This is a genomic window from Agromyces sp. NPDC055520 (assembly GCF_053619715.1).
Genome location: NZ_JBSHJY010000003.1, coordinates 1 through 14821 on the forward strand (window position 1 = coordinate 1; position 14821 = coordinate 14821).

General features: G+C 70.9%; 16 protein-coding genes. 6 read left to right on the top strand and 10 right to left on the bottom strand.

Annotation, left to right across the window (positions count from 1 at the left end):
- A partial coding sequence (locus ACWGST_RS02550) for a YdeI/OmpD-associated family protein (RefSeq protein ID WP_452045069.1) occupies positions 1-644 on the bottom strand: 644 nt, incomplete at its 3' end.
- A 93-nt stretch (positions 645-737) separates the two neighbouring features.
- Between ACWGST_RS02550 and ACWGST_RS02555 the strand changes: the two genes are divergently transcribed.
- Positions 738-2135 (top strand): FAD-binding oxidoreductase, encoded by a 1398-nt coding sequence (locus ACWGST_RS02555; RefSeq protein ID WP_452045070.1) that lies wholly within the window; start codon positions 738-740, stop codon positions 2133-2135.
- Positions 2132-3466, top strand: a complete 1335-nt coding sequence (locus tag ACWGST_RS02560; protein WP_452045071.1) for a class I SAM-dependent methyltransferase — start codon at positions 2132-2134, stop codon at positions 3464-3466. The genes ACWGST_RS02555 and ACWGST_RS02560 overlap by 4 nt, the downstream gene beginning before the upstream one ends.
- An 85-nt stretch (positions 3467-3551) precedes the next feature.
- On the opposite strand, the gene ACWGST_RS02565 is transcribed toward ACWGST_RS02560, so the two are convergent.
- The 4 genes from ACWGST_RS02565 to ACWGST_RS02580 form a co-directional block, all read right to left on the bottom strand.
- Positions 3552-4724, bottom strand: a complete 1173-nt coding sequence (locus ACWGST_RS02565) for an NEW3 domain-containing protein (protein WP_452045072.1) — start codon at positions 4722-4724, stop codon at positions 3552-3554.
- A 31-nt stretch (positions 4725-4755) separates the two neighbouring features.
- Positions 4756-6219, bottom strand: coding sequence for a Gfo/Idh/MocA family protein (locus tag ACWGST_RS02570; protein ID WP_452045073.1), 1464 nt, complete (start codon positions 6217-6219; stop codon positions 4756-4758).
- A gap of 300 nt (positions 6220-6519) precedes the next feature.
- On the bottom strand, positions 6520-6978 hold the full coding sequence (gene sufU, locus ACWGST_RS02575; RefSeq protein ID WP_452045074.1) for a Fe-S cluster assembly sulfur transfer protein SufU: 459 nt from the start codon (positions 6976-6978) through the stop codon (positions 6520-6522).
- Complete coding sequence (locus ACWGST_RS02580; RefSeq protein ID WP_452045075.1) at positions 6975-8267, bottom strand: SufS family cysteine desulfurase; 1293 nt, start codon at positions 8265-8267, stop codon at positions 6975-6977. Before ACWGST_RS02580 ends, sufU begins: the two co-directional genes overlap by 4 nt.
- A gap of 146 nt (positions 8268-8413) precedes the next feature.
- On the opposite strand from ACWGST_RS02580, the gene ACWGST_RS02585 reads away from it, so the two are divergent.
- Complete coding sequence (locus tag ACWGST_RS02585) at positions 8414-8917, top strand: MarR family winged helix-turn-helix transcriptional regulator (protein ID WP_452045076.1); 504 nt, start codon at positions 8414-8416, stop codon at positions 8915-8917.
- Positions 8918-8967: 50 nt separating this feature from the next.
- Here ACWGST_RS02585 and ACWGST_RS02590 read toward each other — a convergent pair whose 3' ends face one another.
- The 4 genes from ACWGST_RS02590 to ACWGST_RS02605 form a co-directional block, all read right to left on the bottom strand.
- On the bottom strand, positions 8968-9894 hold the full coding sequence (locus ACWGST_RS02590) for a hypothetical protein (RefSeq protein ID WP_452045077.1): 927 nt from the start codon (positions 9892-9894) through the stop codon (positions 8968-8970).
- Between the two features lie 81 nt (positions 9895-9975).
- On the bottom strand, positions 9976-10272 hold the full coding sequence (locus ACWGST_RS02595) for a Dabb family protein (protein ID WP_452045078.1): 297 nt from the start codon (positions 10270-10272) through the stop codon (positions 9976-9978).
- Between the two features lie 4 nt (positions 10273-10276).
- Positions 10277-10462 carry a hypothetical protein gene (locus ACWGST_RS02600; protein ID WP_452045079.1) on the bottom strand — a complete coding sequence of 62 codons (186 nt, stop codon included), beginning with the start codon at positions 10460-10462 and terminating at the stop codon, positions 10277-10279.
- 95 nt (positions 10463-10557) lie between these two features.
- A complete protein-coding gene (locus ACWGST_RS02605) occupies positions 10558-11919 on the bottom strand; it encodes an FAD-binding oxidoreductase (RefSeq protein WP_452045080.1) in 1362 nt (453 codons plus the stop codon).
- A 340-nt stretch (positions 11920-12259) separates the two neighbouring features.
- Between ACWGST_RS02605 and ACWGST_RS02610 the strand changes: the two genes are divergently transcribed.
- From ACWGST_RS02610 to ACWGST_RS02620, 3 genes are read left to right on the top strand one after another with little or no spacing between them, the layout of a single operon-like run.
- Positions 12260-12628, top strand: coding sequence for an ArsR/SmtB family transcription factor (locus tag ACWGST_RS02610; protein WP_452045081.1), 369 nt, complete (start codon positions 12260-12262; stop codon positions 12626-12628).
- The gene (locus ACWGST_RS02615) at positions 12625-13059 is read left to right on the top strand and encodes an SRPBCC family protein (protein WP_452045082.1); all 435 of its coding nucleotides are present in this window, start codon (positions 12625-12627) and stop codon (positions 13057-13059) included. Before ACWGST_RS02610 ends, ACWGST_RS02615 begins: the two co-directional genes overlap by 4 nt.
- The gene (locus tag ACWGST_RS02620; RefSeq protein ID WP_452045083.1) at positions 13056-13853 is read left to right on the top strand and encodes an SDR family NAD(P)-dependent oxidoreductase; all 798 of its coding nucleotides are present in this window, start codon (positions 13056-13058) and stop codon (positions 13851-13853) included. Before ACWGST_RS02615 ends, ACWGST_RS02620 begins: the two co-directional genes overlap by 4 nt.
- A 163-nt stretch (positions 13854-14016) precedes the next feature.
- Here ACWGST_RS02620 and ACWGST_RS02625 read toward each other — a convergent pair whose 3' ends face one another.
- A complete protein-coding gene (locus tag ACWGST_RS02625) occupies positions 14017-14715 on the bottom strand; it encodes a TetR/AcrR family transcriptional regulator (RefSeq protein WP_452045084.1) in 699 nt (232 codons plus the stop codon).
- Between the last annotated feature and the right edge of the window lie 106 nt (positions 14716-14821).

Below are 14821 nucleotides of genomic sequence, written 5' to 3' on the forward strand. Positions count from 1 at the left end.
GCCTCGGCGGCTCGCTCCACCCACTTCGGCACCTCGCCGTAGCGCTGGAACGAGACGAGGCGCCCCGCAGCGCTGTCGTCGATGAGCTGGGCGAGCCGACGTTCGCGGGTCGCCTCCTGCTTCGCGGTGAGCACCCAGTGGGTGACCTGGCGACGGTAGGTGGGCGTCGCGGCCTGCCAGAACGCGGTCGCCGCGGGGCTGGCGGCGAGCCGCGCCGCCGCCTCGGCCGGCAGCTCCCGATCGGGGTTCTCGTGCGAGTAGACGCCCGAGCGATCGTCGCGCCGACGTTCGAAGGCGGCGATGCCGGCCGGGTGCATCCGCCCCGCGGCGGTGAGCTGCTCGACGAGGGCGATGTTGACGCTCGACCAGGTGCTCGCGGCCTTGCGCGGGCTCCAGCGCTGGCGCCGGGCGTCGTCGTCGATGCGCTGCGAGACCGAGTCGATCCAGCCGAAGCACAGGGCCTCGGGCACCGCCTGCTCCCACGTCAGCCCGCGATCGGGCACGTGCTTCTTGTAGAGGCCCATCCACAGTTCGGGCGCCGTTTCGTGGTTGGCTTCGAGCCACGCGCGGAACTCCTCGGGCGAGGCGAAGAAGCGCGCCGGGCGCTCGGGGGTGCCGCCGGGCGTGCCGATCTCGGTCGTCATGCCGAGAGTCTGCCAGCACCCACCCACGCACCAGCCGATACGACGCGCGTGCGGCCTGATGCGCCCGACCGCGCCCCGGACTAGTTTGGAGGCGTGCCAGCACTTGCGATCGACGCACGTGCCGCTCACGCCGCCGGCGTCGAGCGCCTGCTCGCGAGCTACCGCGCGGTGCCGCCCGGCGTTTCGGTGCGGCTCGCGAAGCGCACCTCGAACCTCTTCAGATCGAGGGCGGCGACGGATGCCCCGGGGCTCGACACCTCGGGCCTGACGCACGTCATCTCGGTCGACGTCGAGGCGCGCACCGCCGACGTGGCCGGCATGTGCACCTATGAAGACCTGGTCGCGGCGACGCTGCCGTTCGGGCTCGCGCCGCTCGTGGTGCCGCAACTGAAGACCATCACCCTCGGCGGCGCGGTCACGGGACTCGGCATCGAGTCGACCTCGTTCCGCAACGGGCTGCCGCACGAGTCGGTGCTCGAGATGGACATCCTCACCGGTGCCGGGGAGGTGCTCACGGCCTCTCGCGACGAGACGAGCGAGCACGCCGAGCTCTTCCGCGCGTTCCCGAACTCGTACGGCACGCTCGGCTACGCGGTGCGCCTGCGCATCGAGCTCGAGCCCGTGCTGCCGTTCGTCGAGCTCACGCACGTGCGGTTCCACGCGGTCGACGAGCTCGTCGCCGCGATGGAGGGCATCGTCGACACCGGTCGGTACGACGGGCAGCACGTCGACTTCCTCGACGGCGTGGTCTTCGGCGCCGAGGAGGCCTACCTCTGCATCGGCAGCGACACCGCGGCATCCGGCCCCGTCAGAGACTACACCGGCCGACGCATCTTCTACCGTTCGCTGCAGCACGACATCGGCGCAGCGCACGACCGACTCACGACGCACGACTATCTGTGGCGGTGGGACACCGACTGGTTCTGGTGCTCGGCGGCGTTCGGCGCGCAGCATCCACTCGTTCGCCGGCTCTGGCCGCGCCGCTACCGGCGCAGCAAGTCGTACGCGAGGCTGATGCGGCTCGAACGGCGCTACGACCTCGGCAACCGCATCGAGCATCTCAAGGGGCTGCCGTCACGCGAACGCGTGATCCAAGACGTCGAGGTGCCGATCGAGCGGTGCGCCGAGTTCGTCGACTGGTTCCTCGAGAACGTGCCCATCACGCCGATCTGGCTGTGCCCGCTGCGACTGCGGGGCGACGACGCCTGGCCGCTCTACCCGCTCGAGCCGCACCGCAGCTACGTCAACGTCGGCTTCTGGTCGACCGTGCCGGTCGGAGCGAGCGGGCGCGACGAGGGAGAGGCGAATCGTCGCATCGAGCGCGAGGTCAGCGCGCTCGACGGCCACAAGTCGCTCTACTCCGATGCGTTCTACGACCGCGCCGAGTTCGACGCGCTCTACGGCGGCGACGCCTACCGAGCCGCGAAGGTGCGCTACGACCCCGATTCCCGACTCCTCGACCTCTACGCGAAGGCGGTGCAACGACGATGACCACGACCAAGGGCAGGGCCGACGTTCACGAGAACACGAACGAGGTGGATGCCTCGGGCAAGCTGTCGCTCGCCGAGATCCTCGAGATCTTCGCCGGCGGTCGCCTGCCGTTGCATTTCACCGCGTACGACGGAAGTTCGGCCGGGCCGCCCGATGCGACGCTCGGCATCGAGCTGAAGAGCCCGCGGGGCACGAACTACCTCGCAACCGGGCGCGGCGATCTCGGTCTCGCCCGGGCCTACATCGCCGGCGACCTCGACATCCACGGCGTGCACCCCGGTGACCCCTACGAACTGCTGAAGGCGCTCGCCGACGAACTCGTGTTCAGGCTGCCGCCGCCGCGCACGATGGCCCGAGTCATCCGCTCTATCGGCCTCGAGCCGCTGCGCCCGATCGCGCCGCCCCCGCAAGAGGCGCCGCCGCGCTGGCGCCGTGTGGCCGAGGGGCTGCGGCACTCCAAGAGCCGCGACGCCGAGGCGATCCACCACCACTACGACGTCTCGAACACCTTCTACGAGTGGGTGCTCGGGCCCTCGATGACCTACACCTGCGCGTGCTACCCCGATGCCGACGCCTCGCTCGACGAGGCGCAGGAGAACAAGTACCGGCTGGTGTTCGAGAAGCTGCGGCTCGCGCCCGGCGACCGTCTGCTCGACGTCGGCTGCGGGTGGGGCGGCATGGTGCGCTACGCCGCGCGGCGCGGAGTCAGGGCGCTCGGCGTGACGCTGTCGGCCGAGCAGACCGCGTGGGCGCAGCGGGCGATCGAGGCCGAGGGGCTCGCGGAGCTCGCCGAGGTGCGCTTCGGCGACTACCGCGACATCACCGAGTCGGACTTCGACGCCGTCTCGTCGATCGGGCTGCTCGAACACATCGGGGTTCGCAACTACGCGTCGTACTTCTCCTTCCTGCAGTCGCGACTGCGCACGGGCGGGCTGCTCTTGAATCACTGCATCACGCGCCCCGACAACCGCTCGGAGCCCGCGGCGAAGGGGTTCATCGACCGCTACGTCTTCCCCGACGGCGAACTCACCGGCTCGGGCCGCATCATCACCGAGGCGCAGGACGCGGGGCTCGAGGTCGTGCACGAAGAGAACCTGCGACTCCACTACGCGCTGACGCTGCGCGATTGGTGTGCGAACCTCGTCGCGCACTGGGATGAGGCGGTCGCCGAGGTCGGGCTGCCGACGGCGAAGGTGTGGGGCCTGTACATGGCAGGGTCGCGGCTCGCCTTCGAGACCGGCGGCATCCAGTTGCACCAGGTGCTCGCGGTGCGGCCCGATGAGCGCGGCGGCACCGGCGGGCTGCCGATGCGACCGTGGTGGACGCCCTGAGCCGAGCGGCCACGTCCGTGTCGCGTTCGCACTCGTGCCCGGCCGATGAACACCGGCCGGGCACGAGTGGTTCAACGCGAACGGGTCAGGGAGCGACCGCGATCGCGAAGATGTGCATCGAGCCGTTCGTCGGCAGCACGACGAAGTCGACCGTCTTGCCCGCCGTCAGCGGCACCGAGTGCGCGAACATGCGGTACTGGTAGGCGGCATCGCCGTATCCGTTCGGCCGGTTCCGGCCGTTCGTCGAGATGGCGAGCTTCGCGCCGTACGCATTCTCGTCGTGGAACGACCAGTTCGGGAATCCGATGGCGCCCGAGCTCGTCGTGCCGTCGGTGTAGAACACGGTCGCCGTGCCGGTCGCACTCGTGCTGGAACCGGAGCCGAGGAAGACGAGACGCTGACCCTGCTCGCCGATGCGGAGCGCCTGCCCTGCGGCGGTGACGTTGTCGGCCGTACCCGGCTGCGAGGCGGGCATCTGCAGCGTTGCCCCGAGGGCCTCGATCGACGCGCCCGGGCCGGCCCCGACCGCCGCGAGCTGCTCCGCCGAGAAGGTGTTGCCCTCGCTGTCGAAGTTTCCCGCGGTGGGCTGCGACACGGTCGTGATGCCGACGTTGTTGAACAGCGCGGCGAGCGAATCGGTCGGCGGTGTGGTCGGCATCGCACGAACGCCGGTCGCGCTGCCCGCTCCGTCGCCGCCCTTGTAGCTGACGGTCGCCGTGAAGACGCGAAGGGCGAAGCCGGGGCGCTTCTCGGGGATGCGCACCTGGAAGGTCGCGGTCCGGTCGTCGCCGGGTTTGATCGCATCGAGCTTCTGGCCCGACGGCACGACCTGCCAGCCGATCGGCCCGGCGAACGAGACGGCGACCGAGCCCATCTTCGCGTCCGAGTCGTTCGAGACCGTGACCTCGACCTCGGCGATCGCGGGGCCGTCGAGGCCGATCTCGGGGATGGCGACGGTGATCTCGGGTGCCGGCTCGGCCGCTTCGGATGCCTCCGGCGCGGCGTCGGGCGCCGTCGACGACTCCGCTGCGGGCGCCTCGGTCTCGGTCGTGCCGGTCTCGGGCGCGTCGCCCTCGGGCGACTCGGGTGCCGCGGCATCCGTCGCCGGTGCTTCGGTCTCGGCGGCCTCGGTGGCGGCAGGCGACTGCGACGCGGCAGGTGCCTCCTCGGCGAATGCGCCGTATGTGGCCGCGGTCGACCAGGTGGACGCGGCGAGCACGAACACACCGGCGATCGCGACCCGGCGAATGAACTTCATGGACATGGTCTTCCTCTCTCAGTGTGTTCGATCAGACGACGGCGGGCATGGCGGATCGCACGGAGTCGAGCCCGAGCCGCAGCTTCTTCCACTCGCCGCGGGTGAAGTCGGGCACCTCGACGGGCTTGCCGCCCTTCGCGAGCGACGCGACGCTGAGCGGCACCGGCGCGCACCAGGCGGCGGAGTCGTAGACATCGATGTCGGGCACGAGGCCGGCCCGCATCTGCTGCACGATGCGCCACTGCAGGATGTAGTCCATTCCGCCGTGGCCGCCCCCGGCGGCCGGCCCCTCGAGGTCCTTCCAGAGCCAGTGGTCGAACTCGGTGCGCATCGCGCTCGCACCGCGCCAGGTGTCGCCGCCGTGGTACGGCTCCGCGTAGATGCGGGCGCCCGTCGAGTCGCCGCCGACGTAGTCCTCGAAGATGCCGCGGCTGCCCTCGAGCGTGTTGATGCGGCTGTACGGGCGGGGCTGGCTGACGTTGTGCTCGGCGCGGATCGTGCGTCCGTTGGCCGTTGTGATCATGCAGGTGACGAGGTCGCCGTTGATGTACTCCTCGTTCCACGAGCGGTGGTCGCGCGGCACGAAGCGCTCACGGTAGTCGGCGAGGCCGCGCGGCGCGGTCGCGGTCGCGGTCAACATGTCGAGGCGGTCGCCGCGGTTGATGTCCATCGCTGCCGCGATGGGGGCGAGGCCGTGCATGGGGTAGAAGCTCGCGGTGCTGCGCGTGTGCCAGAGGCGGCGCCAGTCGTCGGTGTAGTAGCCGTCGGCGAACAGCAGCGAGCGCAAGTCGTGCAGGTAGCCGCCGTGGCCGCTCGTCACGTCGCCGAAGACGCCCTCGTGGGCCATCTTCAGCATCGCGAGTTCGTTGCGGCCGTACGAGCAGTTCTCGGCGAGGAACAGGTGCTTGCGCGTGCGCTCCGAGGTGTCGACGAGGTCCCAGAGCTCGTCGAGCTCGGTCGCGATCGGCAGCTCGATCGCCGCGTGCGCTCCCGCGAGCATGGCGGCTCTGCCCTGCACGTGGTGGAACTCCCACGGCGTCGCGATGTACACGAGGTCGAGCTCTTCGGTGTCGAGCATCTTCTGGAAGGACTCGTCGCTGCCGCCGTACTCGCGCGGGCGCGCCTTGCCCTTGCCGACGACCCGGTCGGCCGCTCTCGTGGCACGGTCGGCCCGGATGTCGCACACCGCAGTGACGGCGGTGCCCGGCACATCGACCCAGCCGTCGAGCATGCCCATGCCGCGGTTGCCGAGGCCGATGAGGCCGATCTTGACGACGTCGACGGCGTCGAACGGCTGGTCGGCCATCGACGTGGCGCCGCCCTTGCGGGCGGGGAAGCTCGCCGCATTGGCGACGGATGGAACGACGGCGGTGACGGCGACGCCGGCGAGGATTCCGCCGAGGAGGTTCCGCCGGCTGAAGCCGAATGCCCCCGAGTCCCGATCAGCGGTGATCGGCCCCTCGGTAGGGCGAGGGATGGTGAGAAAACGCGTCATGACACTCTCCAAGTTCGGTCAGGGAATGCTCGGTACCCATACCTTGGTGTGTGTGATCGTTTAGTGTCAAGAGTTGATTAGAGATTGCTGGTTTCAATCATGATTGATCACGTTGTTTGCTCGTTGATGGGAGGATGCCTCGGCTTCCGTCGAGCGGATGCGACGTGACGTCGCGCGGAAACCGTGATTGATCTGGGGGAGATCGGTCGAAACCGGTTCCGGTCATCGAGGCGCCGCCGTGAGCGGATGCTGCTCGATCCTGCGTGGGCCGACGTGCAGTGCCGGCCCCGGTCAGGCGCGTCAGGCGCGCGCGGCGTCGGCGCGTGCCCCGGTCAGGCACGCCTCGAGCGCGACCCACGCGAGCATCGCGCACTTGACCCGCATCACGTACTTCGAGACGCCGTGGAAGGCGATCGCGTCGCCGAGCAGCTCTTCGTCGGCCTCGCCCGCGCCCTGCGATCGCATCATCGTGCGGAACCCGTCGATGAGTTCGCGCACCCGGTCGAGGTCGGCGCCCGCCGCGAGCTCGGTGAGGGCCGAGGCCGAGGCCATCGAGATGCTGCAGCCGTCGCCCTCCCAGCCGATCGCCTCGAGCACGGTTCCGGATGCATCGAGGCGGATGCCCATCGTGATCTCGTCGCCGCACGTGGGGTTCAGTTCGTGGTGGGTCGCGTGAGGCTCGGCGAGTGCGCCGTCGCCGAGGCGGCGACGCGAGTGGTCGAGGATGAGCTCTTGATAGAGACCCGACAGGTCGCTCATGCGCCGACCCCGAAGAAGCCGCGCACCTCGGCGAGGGCCGCGGCGAAGCGGCGCACCTCGTCGGGAGTCGTGTAGACGTAAGCGCTCGCGCGAGTCGTGGCGCGCAGGCCGAGTCGCCGGTGCAGCGGCTGGGCGCAGTGGTGGCCGACTCGCACGGCGATGCCCCGCGAGTCGAGGAACTGGCCGACGTCGTGCGCGTGCACACCGGGCACGTCGACGCTCGCGAGGGCGGCGCGCGGGCTGCCGGGCGGCGGGCCGACGAGGCGCACGCCCGCGACCCGGGAGACCTCGTCGACGAGCAACTCGGCGAGCGCCGTCTCGTGCGCGTGCACGTTGTGCATGCCGAGCCCGTCGAGGTAGCGCACGGCCTCGGCGAGGGCGACGGCCTGCGAGACGGGTTGCGTGCCCGCCTCGAAGCGCTGCGGAGCGGGCAGGAACGACGCCGACTCCATCGTCACCGTCGTGATCGTCGAGCCGCCGGTGCGAGCGGGCGGCAGTGCGTCGAGCAGCTGCTCGCGGCCGTAGAGCACGCCGATGCCGGTCGGGCCGAGCATCTTGTGCGCCGAGAACGCGGCGAAGTCGACGCCGAGCTCGGCGAAGTCGACGGACCGGTGCGGCACCGACTGGCACGCGTCGAGCACGACGAGCGCGCCGTGACGGTGGGCGAGCTCGACGACCTCGGCGACGGGGGCGAGGTGGCCGGTCACGTTCGAGACGTGCGCGAACGCGACGAGTCGCGTGCGCGCTCCGATGACGGATGCCGCGTGGTCGATCGACCACGTGCCGTCATCGTCGACCGGAATCCAGCGGAGCGTCGCGCCGGTCTTGGCCGCGAGTCGCTGCCACGGGATGAGGTTCGCGTGGTGCTCGGCCTCGGTGACGACGATCTCGTCGTCTGGGCCGAGCCGGAAGATCTCGGATTCCGGCCCGCCGAGGCCGGCCGCGACATCCGCCATGCCGAGCGCGACCATGTTGATCGCGTCGGTCGCATTCGAGGCCCAGACGATCTCGCGACCACCGGCGCCGACGAAGGCGGCGACCGTCTCGCGGGCCGACTCGAACGCGGTCGTCGAGGTGCCGACGAGCGTCGACGCGCCCCGGTGCACGGCGGCGTTCGAGTGCTCGAGGTAGTCGCGCTCGGCGTCGAACACCGCGAGCGGCCGCTGGGCGGTCGCACCGGAGTCGAGGTAGGCGAGCGGATGCCCGTTGAGCTCTTGCCGCAAGTACGGGAAGTCGGCCCGGATGCTCGCGAGGTCGAGCTGCTCGGTCGTCGTCGGGTTGAGGGTCACGTGTTCTCCTGCACCTGATCGGACGCGTCGGACGGCGGCCGGCGGTGCCCTTCGATTCTCTCGCACTTCGCTGGGAGCCGGCCGCCTGAGCGTGTATCGCACGCGGCGAACCCGCATCGGGATACCGTGGCGGTATGCCCCCGAGCGTGAGTGAGCGCGGTGACCGCGACGACGAGGTCGACCTGTTGATCGATGCCTGGTCGCGTCGCCTGCCCGAGGTCGACCTGACGCCGCTCGACGTGCTGTCGCGCCTGCGCCGGGTGGCGAACCGGCTCGGCCGGCTGCGGGCGAGCGCCTTCAGCGGCGCCGGGCTCGCGGTCTGGGAGTTCGATGTGCTCGCGGCACTCCGCCGCGCGGAGCCGCCTCACGAGTTCAGCCCCGCGCAGCTCATCGAGGCGACCATGATCGGCAGCGCCGCCATGACGAATCGGCTCGACAACCTCACACGGCGCGGCCTCGTCGAGCGCCGCCCGAACCCGCGCGACGGACGCAGCGTGCTCGTGCGCCTCACCGAAGAGGGGGCGACGCGCGTCGATGAAGCGATGCGACGGCTCGCTGAGCGCGAGGCCGAGGAACTCCGGGGTCTCAGCCGCGAGGAGCAGGCGACGCTCGCTGCGCTGCTGCGGCGACTCGGTCAGGACTCGGAGTAGCGGTCGAGCACGCGCCCGTCGGCTACCGCCCGTCGGCTACCGCCCGTCGGCTACCGCCCGTCGAACCAGCGCAGCACCCGCAGTGCGCGCAGCGTGTTCCACCGGCTCGGCTCGCCCTCGGGCGCGTCGACGGCGAAGTACACCTCGCCGTGCCAGGGAGCGGCCGCGGGCCAGCGGCCGTCGGCGCCGCGTTGCGAGACCAGGAGGTCGACCGCGTCGGCGACCCGCGCGTCAGCCCGCTCGTGGGCGATGCGGAAGTAGTCGAGCGAACGCAGCACGTCGTAGACCCAATAGGGCGGAAACCTGAACTCGGCGTAGCGGGGGAGCACGATCTCGCCCGTCGTGCGCCGGCGGAACAGACTTCGCTCGAGCAGGTACTCCTCGCCACGACGGCGGGATGCCGCGATCTCGGGCGGCGCGTCGGGCACCGCCTGCTCGTAGGCCAGCAGACCCTCGAGCACGCAGAGCGTCGAGTCGAAGGAGGATCTCCGGGACTCCTCGATCGGGTCGCAGTTCCAGCCGCCGTCGTCGAGCTGCTCCTGCAGCAGTCGCTCGATGATGCGGTCGCTACCGGCGCCGAGCTCGTCGAAGTATGCGGCGAGCGCCAGCACTCCGCCGTTCACGCACTCCTCGACCTCGCCGTGGAAGTAGGGCAGGTCGCCCCACTCGCGCCAGAGCACGCGGTCGCGAACCCGGGCGATCGCCGACCGGGTCTGCGGGGCATCCGGTTCGATGCCGAGCCGTCGCAGCAGGTGGAGCGTCCACGTGACGCTCGTGCGCTCGCCGTGCATGCCGTACTCGTCGCCGCCCCAGTACCCGTCGTCGGGTTGCAGGGCGAGCAACCGTGCGCCCCAGCCCTCCGTCGCGACGCGGGCCCGCTCGCGGGCGGCCTCGGCGGGCGGCGCGTCGAGCAGATCGTTCATCACCTGCCAGCGGATCGCCGGATCCGAGTCGAGCAGCCACTCCGTGACATCCATGCGCCCATGTTCGCCGACATCGCGCCGGACGGCCAGTGGCGGGCCGTGATCGGCAGCCGAGTTGCGACCGCGGTCGGCGGCTCAGACCCCGAGCGGAACGTAGTCGAGTTCGAGGAAGTCCTCGACCTCGACCGCCCAGCGGTCGCGCACGAACGCGACGTGCACCGGGTGCACGTTGTACGCCTCGTAGGCCGCCTGATCGGCGAACTCCATCGAGAAGCCGAACGAGAAGTCGTTCTTCGGGCTCACCTGACGCAGCTGTTCGAAGCGCTCGACGCCCGGAATGCCGGCGAGCGCCTCGGCATCGGCGAGGAAGGAGCGCTCTTCGGAGGAGCCGGAGGGGTGGCGCAGTCGGAAGGCGACCGTGTGTCGGATCATGCCTTCACTGTAGGGTGCTTGCGTCGCTGACGGGCTGCGACGCCTCGAGCGAGAGCCGCTCGGCCAGGCTCGCGATCTCGTCGTCGACGGCGCGGCGGACGTCGCGGCCGAATGGCACGTCTTCGTGCACCGCGTGCACGGTGAGTGTGCCCGCCGTGCGGTCGGCCTTCGCGTCGAGCTTGCCGACCAAGCTGTTGCGCGCGGATCGCGATGCGCCGGGCCTCGGCGCGATCGAGGCGATGCGGCTCCACGCGGCTCACCGCGCCTGCCGGGTCGACGGCCCCATCAGCCGAGCGGGCGGTTGCTGCGGATGACGCCGTGCGGGTCGACGCGCCGTTTCACGGCGGCGAGCCGGTCGAGCGTCGCCCGGTCGTAGGCGTCGGCGAGCGTCGCGCCCGAGCTGAGGAACGAGGGCAGCGTCGGGCCGCCCGGGTACTTCGCCGCGAGTTCGCGCAACGGCTCGAACGCCGCGTCTGCATCGAGCGAGGGGTCGAGGAGCAGCACACCCGAACTCATCAGCCCGTCGGCCTGGGTGGCGCCGACCGCGGCGAACTCGGCGCCGAGCTCGTCGGCGATCGCGCCGCCCATCGTACGGATGCTCGCGCGCATGAGGCCGCGCTCGGCGCCGCGCACGAACGCGTCGACGAATTCGCGGGGGAACGCGGCGTCGAGGCCGTCGAGCGCAGCGCCGAACTCGGCGGAGGGCATCGGGTCGACGGGCTCGGCCGCGACGGCGGCGAGCGAACCGATCGTGAACGCCGTGAGGGTGTCGACGATGGGCACGGCGACCGCGGCGACGCGCTCGGCGAAGCCGCGGCCGGTCGTCTCGTCGCCGACGTGCACGAGCGCGACCGTCGCCACGGTGCGGCCGCGCAGCGGGGGCGGCGCCTGCGGCAGGTCGGGGAAGTGCATCATGCCGATGTCGAGTCCGAGATCGGGCTCGTCGCGCGCCAGTTCGAAGGCTGCGGTGACGACCGCCTCGGCGGCCTCGACCGGGAACATGAGGCTGCCGCCGAAGAGCGCGTCGCCGGGGTACAGCGCGAGCTCGATCTCGGTGACGATGCCGAAGGAGCCGCCACCGCCGCGAAGCGCCCACATGAGCTCGGGGTCGTCGGCGTCGGTGACGCGGTGCACTCGGCCGGCCGAGTCGACGAACTCGACGGAGATGATCGAGCGGGCGGTGATGCCGTAGCGGCGGCTGAACATCGAATGCCCGCCGTTGACGGCGAGCGCGACGACGTTGACCTCGGGGTTCGACCCCGCGAGGGCGACGAGCCCCGTGCCGTCGAGCCGCTCGAGTGCCCGGCCCCAGTTGACGCCTGCGCCGGCACGCAGCACCCGCGCCTGCTCGTCGACCGCGAGGGAGTCGAATCGGGTGGGGCGCACGAGCACGACATCGCGCAGATCGACCGCACCGTTCGCACCGTGCCCGTTGGGCTGCACCGTGACGCCGAGACCGACGGCCGCGGCCACGCGGAGGATCGCCTGCAGGTCCGCGACATCCGCCGGCTCTGCAATGGCGGCCGGCCGCTGGTCGACACTGAGGTTCCACGGCATGCGAGCGGCGTCGTAGCCGGCATCACCGGGCAGCACGAGCGTTCCGCCGAGTTCGGCGCGGAGGGTGAGGAGTTCGGATGCGGAGTTCATCGCATTCCTTTCGTCGGGGGCAAACCTAGCGGAGACGACCGACAGCGTCACGCCCTGCTCATCGCAGATCGAGTCGCATGAGCACGCGCGGGAACCCGCCGACGATCGACTGCGTTTCGGCCCGACGACCGCAGCCACGTCGTCGAACTCGGTCGGGCGCACCTCGATCGACATGCCGTCAGTCTCCCACCAGCCGCCGACATCGGTCTCAGGTAAGTGCAGGCAGAACTGCGTGACACGCCGAGCCGCGATGCCTTCCCCCGGCGTGTTCCCCGAAAGTTCCTGCCCCCACCCTGGAAAGTCCTTGACGCCGAGACGCGGTCGGCATATATTCACCCTCATGGGTGAATATCAACTCGACACGGTGCTGGCCGCGGTCGCCGACCCCACGAGACGGGCGATCCTCGACCGGCTGCTCGTCTCCGACGCGCGCGTCACCGAGCTCGCCAGCGCGTTCCCGATCTCGCTCAACTCGACGAGCAAGCACATCAAGGTGCTCGAACGCGCCCAGCTCGTGCAGCGTCACGTGCGCGGCCGCGACCACGTGCTGTCGCTGCGTGCAGAGGCGCTCGGCGAAGCCGTCGCCTGGATGACGCAGTACCGCGACTTCTGGGAGCAGCGCCTCGCCGCGCTCGAGGCCTTCGTGCTCGCCGATATCGACCCCGACCCCGGCCCCGACCGCACGACCGACGACGGAGCCCCGCGATGACCCCGGCCGTCACGGTGAGTCGGCGCATCGCGGCATCCGCCGACCGCCTCTTCGACGCCTGGCTCGACCCGGCGAGCCTCGCCGTCTGGATGCGTCGCGACGGCAGCGAGCCGTCGAGCGTCGTCGCCGACTCCCGCGTGGGCGGCGACTTCGCGATCACCATGAACGACCCGGGCGGCGCTGTCGTGCACGCCGGCACCTACACCGTGATCGACCGGCCGCGCACGCTCGAGTTCACGTGGCGTTCGATCGCCACGCACCGTGTCGACTCGCTCGTGCGCGTCAGCTTCACGCCCGACGGCGACGCCACGCTGGTCGAGGTGCGCCATGAGCGCCTGCCCGACGCGGAGGCCGTGCGCCTCCACACCGAGGGCTGGACCGAGATCATCGACCGATTCGCCCGAACATTCACAGAGAACGGAGACTCATGATGCTGCTCGACGACAAGGTGGCCGTGATCCACGGCGGCGGCGGGTCCATCGGCGCTGCGACGGCGCGGGTGTTCGCACGTGAAGGGGCACGGCTGTTCCTCGCCGGGCGAAGCCTGCCACGGCTCGAAGCCGCCGCTGCCGAGGCGCGAGAGCTCGGGGCATCCGTCGACATCGCGGTCGTCGACGCGATGGACCAGACGGCCGTCGACCGGCACGTCGACGAGGTGACGGATGCCGCGGGGCGCATCGACATCGCGTTGAACGCCGTTGGCTTCGACCACGTGCAGGGGCTCCCGATCGCTGAGACCTCGCTCGCCGACTACCTGCACCCGGTCACCGGCTACCTGCAGACGAATTTCGTCACGGCCAAGGCCGTCTCCCGGCCGATGCTCGCGCAGGGCGGCGGCGTGATCCTCACGATCTCGACGCCCGGCGCGCGGCTCTCGGGCACGGGCCTCATCGGCAACGCCGCGCAGAGCGCGGGGCTCGAGGGGTTCTCACGAGCCCTCGCCGGTGAGCTCGGCCCCGGCGGCGTGCGCGTCGTCTGCGTGCGACCGCATGCGATGGCCGACGCCTACGACACCTCGTACACGGGGGAGATGTTCGGCCGCATCGCCGCGGCGGGCGGCATCGGTCGCGACGAATGGCTCGCGGGCCTCGCGGGCACCACGCTGCTCGGCCGGCTGCCGTCGCTCGCCGAGGTCGCGGAGTACCTCGCGTTCGCGGCATCCGACCGGGCGCGGTCGATGACGGGCGTGATCTCGAATCTCACGGCCGGGGCGCTCGTCGACTGACGCAGGCCGGCTGCCGCCCGTGCCTGCGCTACCCGAGGGCGATCAGGCCGCCGGGCCGTCTGCGTCCGACGGCGCCTGACGATCGTCGGGATGGGTGCGCCGTCAGGGAGGCGGGGTCGGCGTCGCGGCGCTGCGCCCGGCGCCGACCGCTTCGTCGTGATGCCTACTCCGCGTTGCGCTCGACCGTGCGCTCGGCCGACTGGATGACGGCTTCGACGCCGAGGGCGAAGAGGTCTTGGTCTTTCAGATCGGCGAGTTCGTTGTTGAATGCGGTGATGAGCGGGTAGCGGCGCGGGTCGGCGAGGATCGGCCCCTCGAACCACGGCCCCGGTTCGGGGCCGTCGCCGCGTTCGGCCCGGCCGCGGGCGATGCCGGCCGCGCTCGACAGCACGTGCGAGGCCATCAGCGCGTAGTGGCGCACGACGTCATCGCCCGTGAGGCCCGCCTCGGCGAACGCCTCGAGCATGAGTTCGATGGCCTGGAGCTCGCCGGGCCCGTGGGTCGTGAGCACGATCGCCTCGGCGCCGATCGCCGGGTACGTCGAATAGAGCTCGAGCGTCGAGGAGGCGAGCTGACGCAGCCGCTCGCGCCAGTCGGACGTGTCCGCCGTGACGGCGGCGACGCTGCGCTGGATCAGCTCGTCGAGCAGCGCCTGCATGAGGGTCTCTTTGCTGCGGAAGTGCCGGTAGATCGCCGTGGGGTCGGCGCCGAGTTGGGTGCCGAGTTCGCGCACCGAGATCGTGGGGGCGGCCGATGCCGCGGCCAGTTCGAGGCCCGCGGCCACGATCGAATCGCGGTCGAGACGGGCACGGCCGGTCGCCGTGCGCGCAGCATCGCCGCGAGTGGAGCCTGTCGCAGTCACATCGCCCTCCTCATCCTCGAAGTCCGAAGTCCGAAGTCCATCGTGTCATGGTCGCGGCACTGATCCGGGCCGGAGCCGTGCTCGATCAACGTCAGCATAACGAATG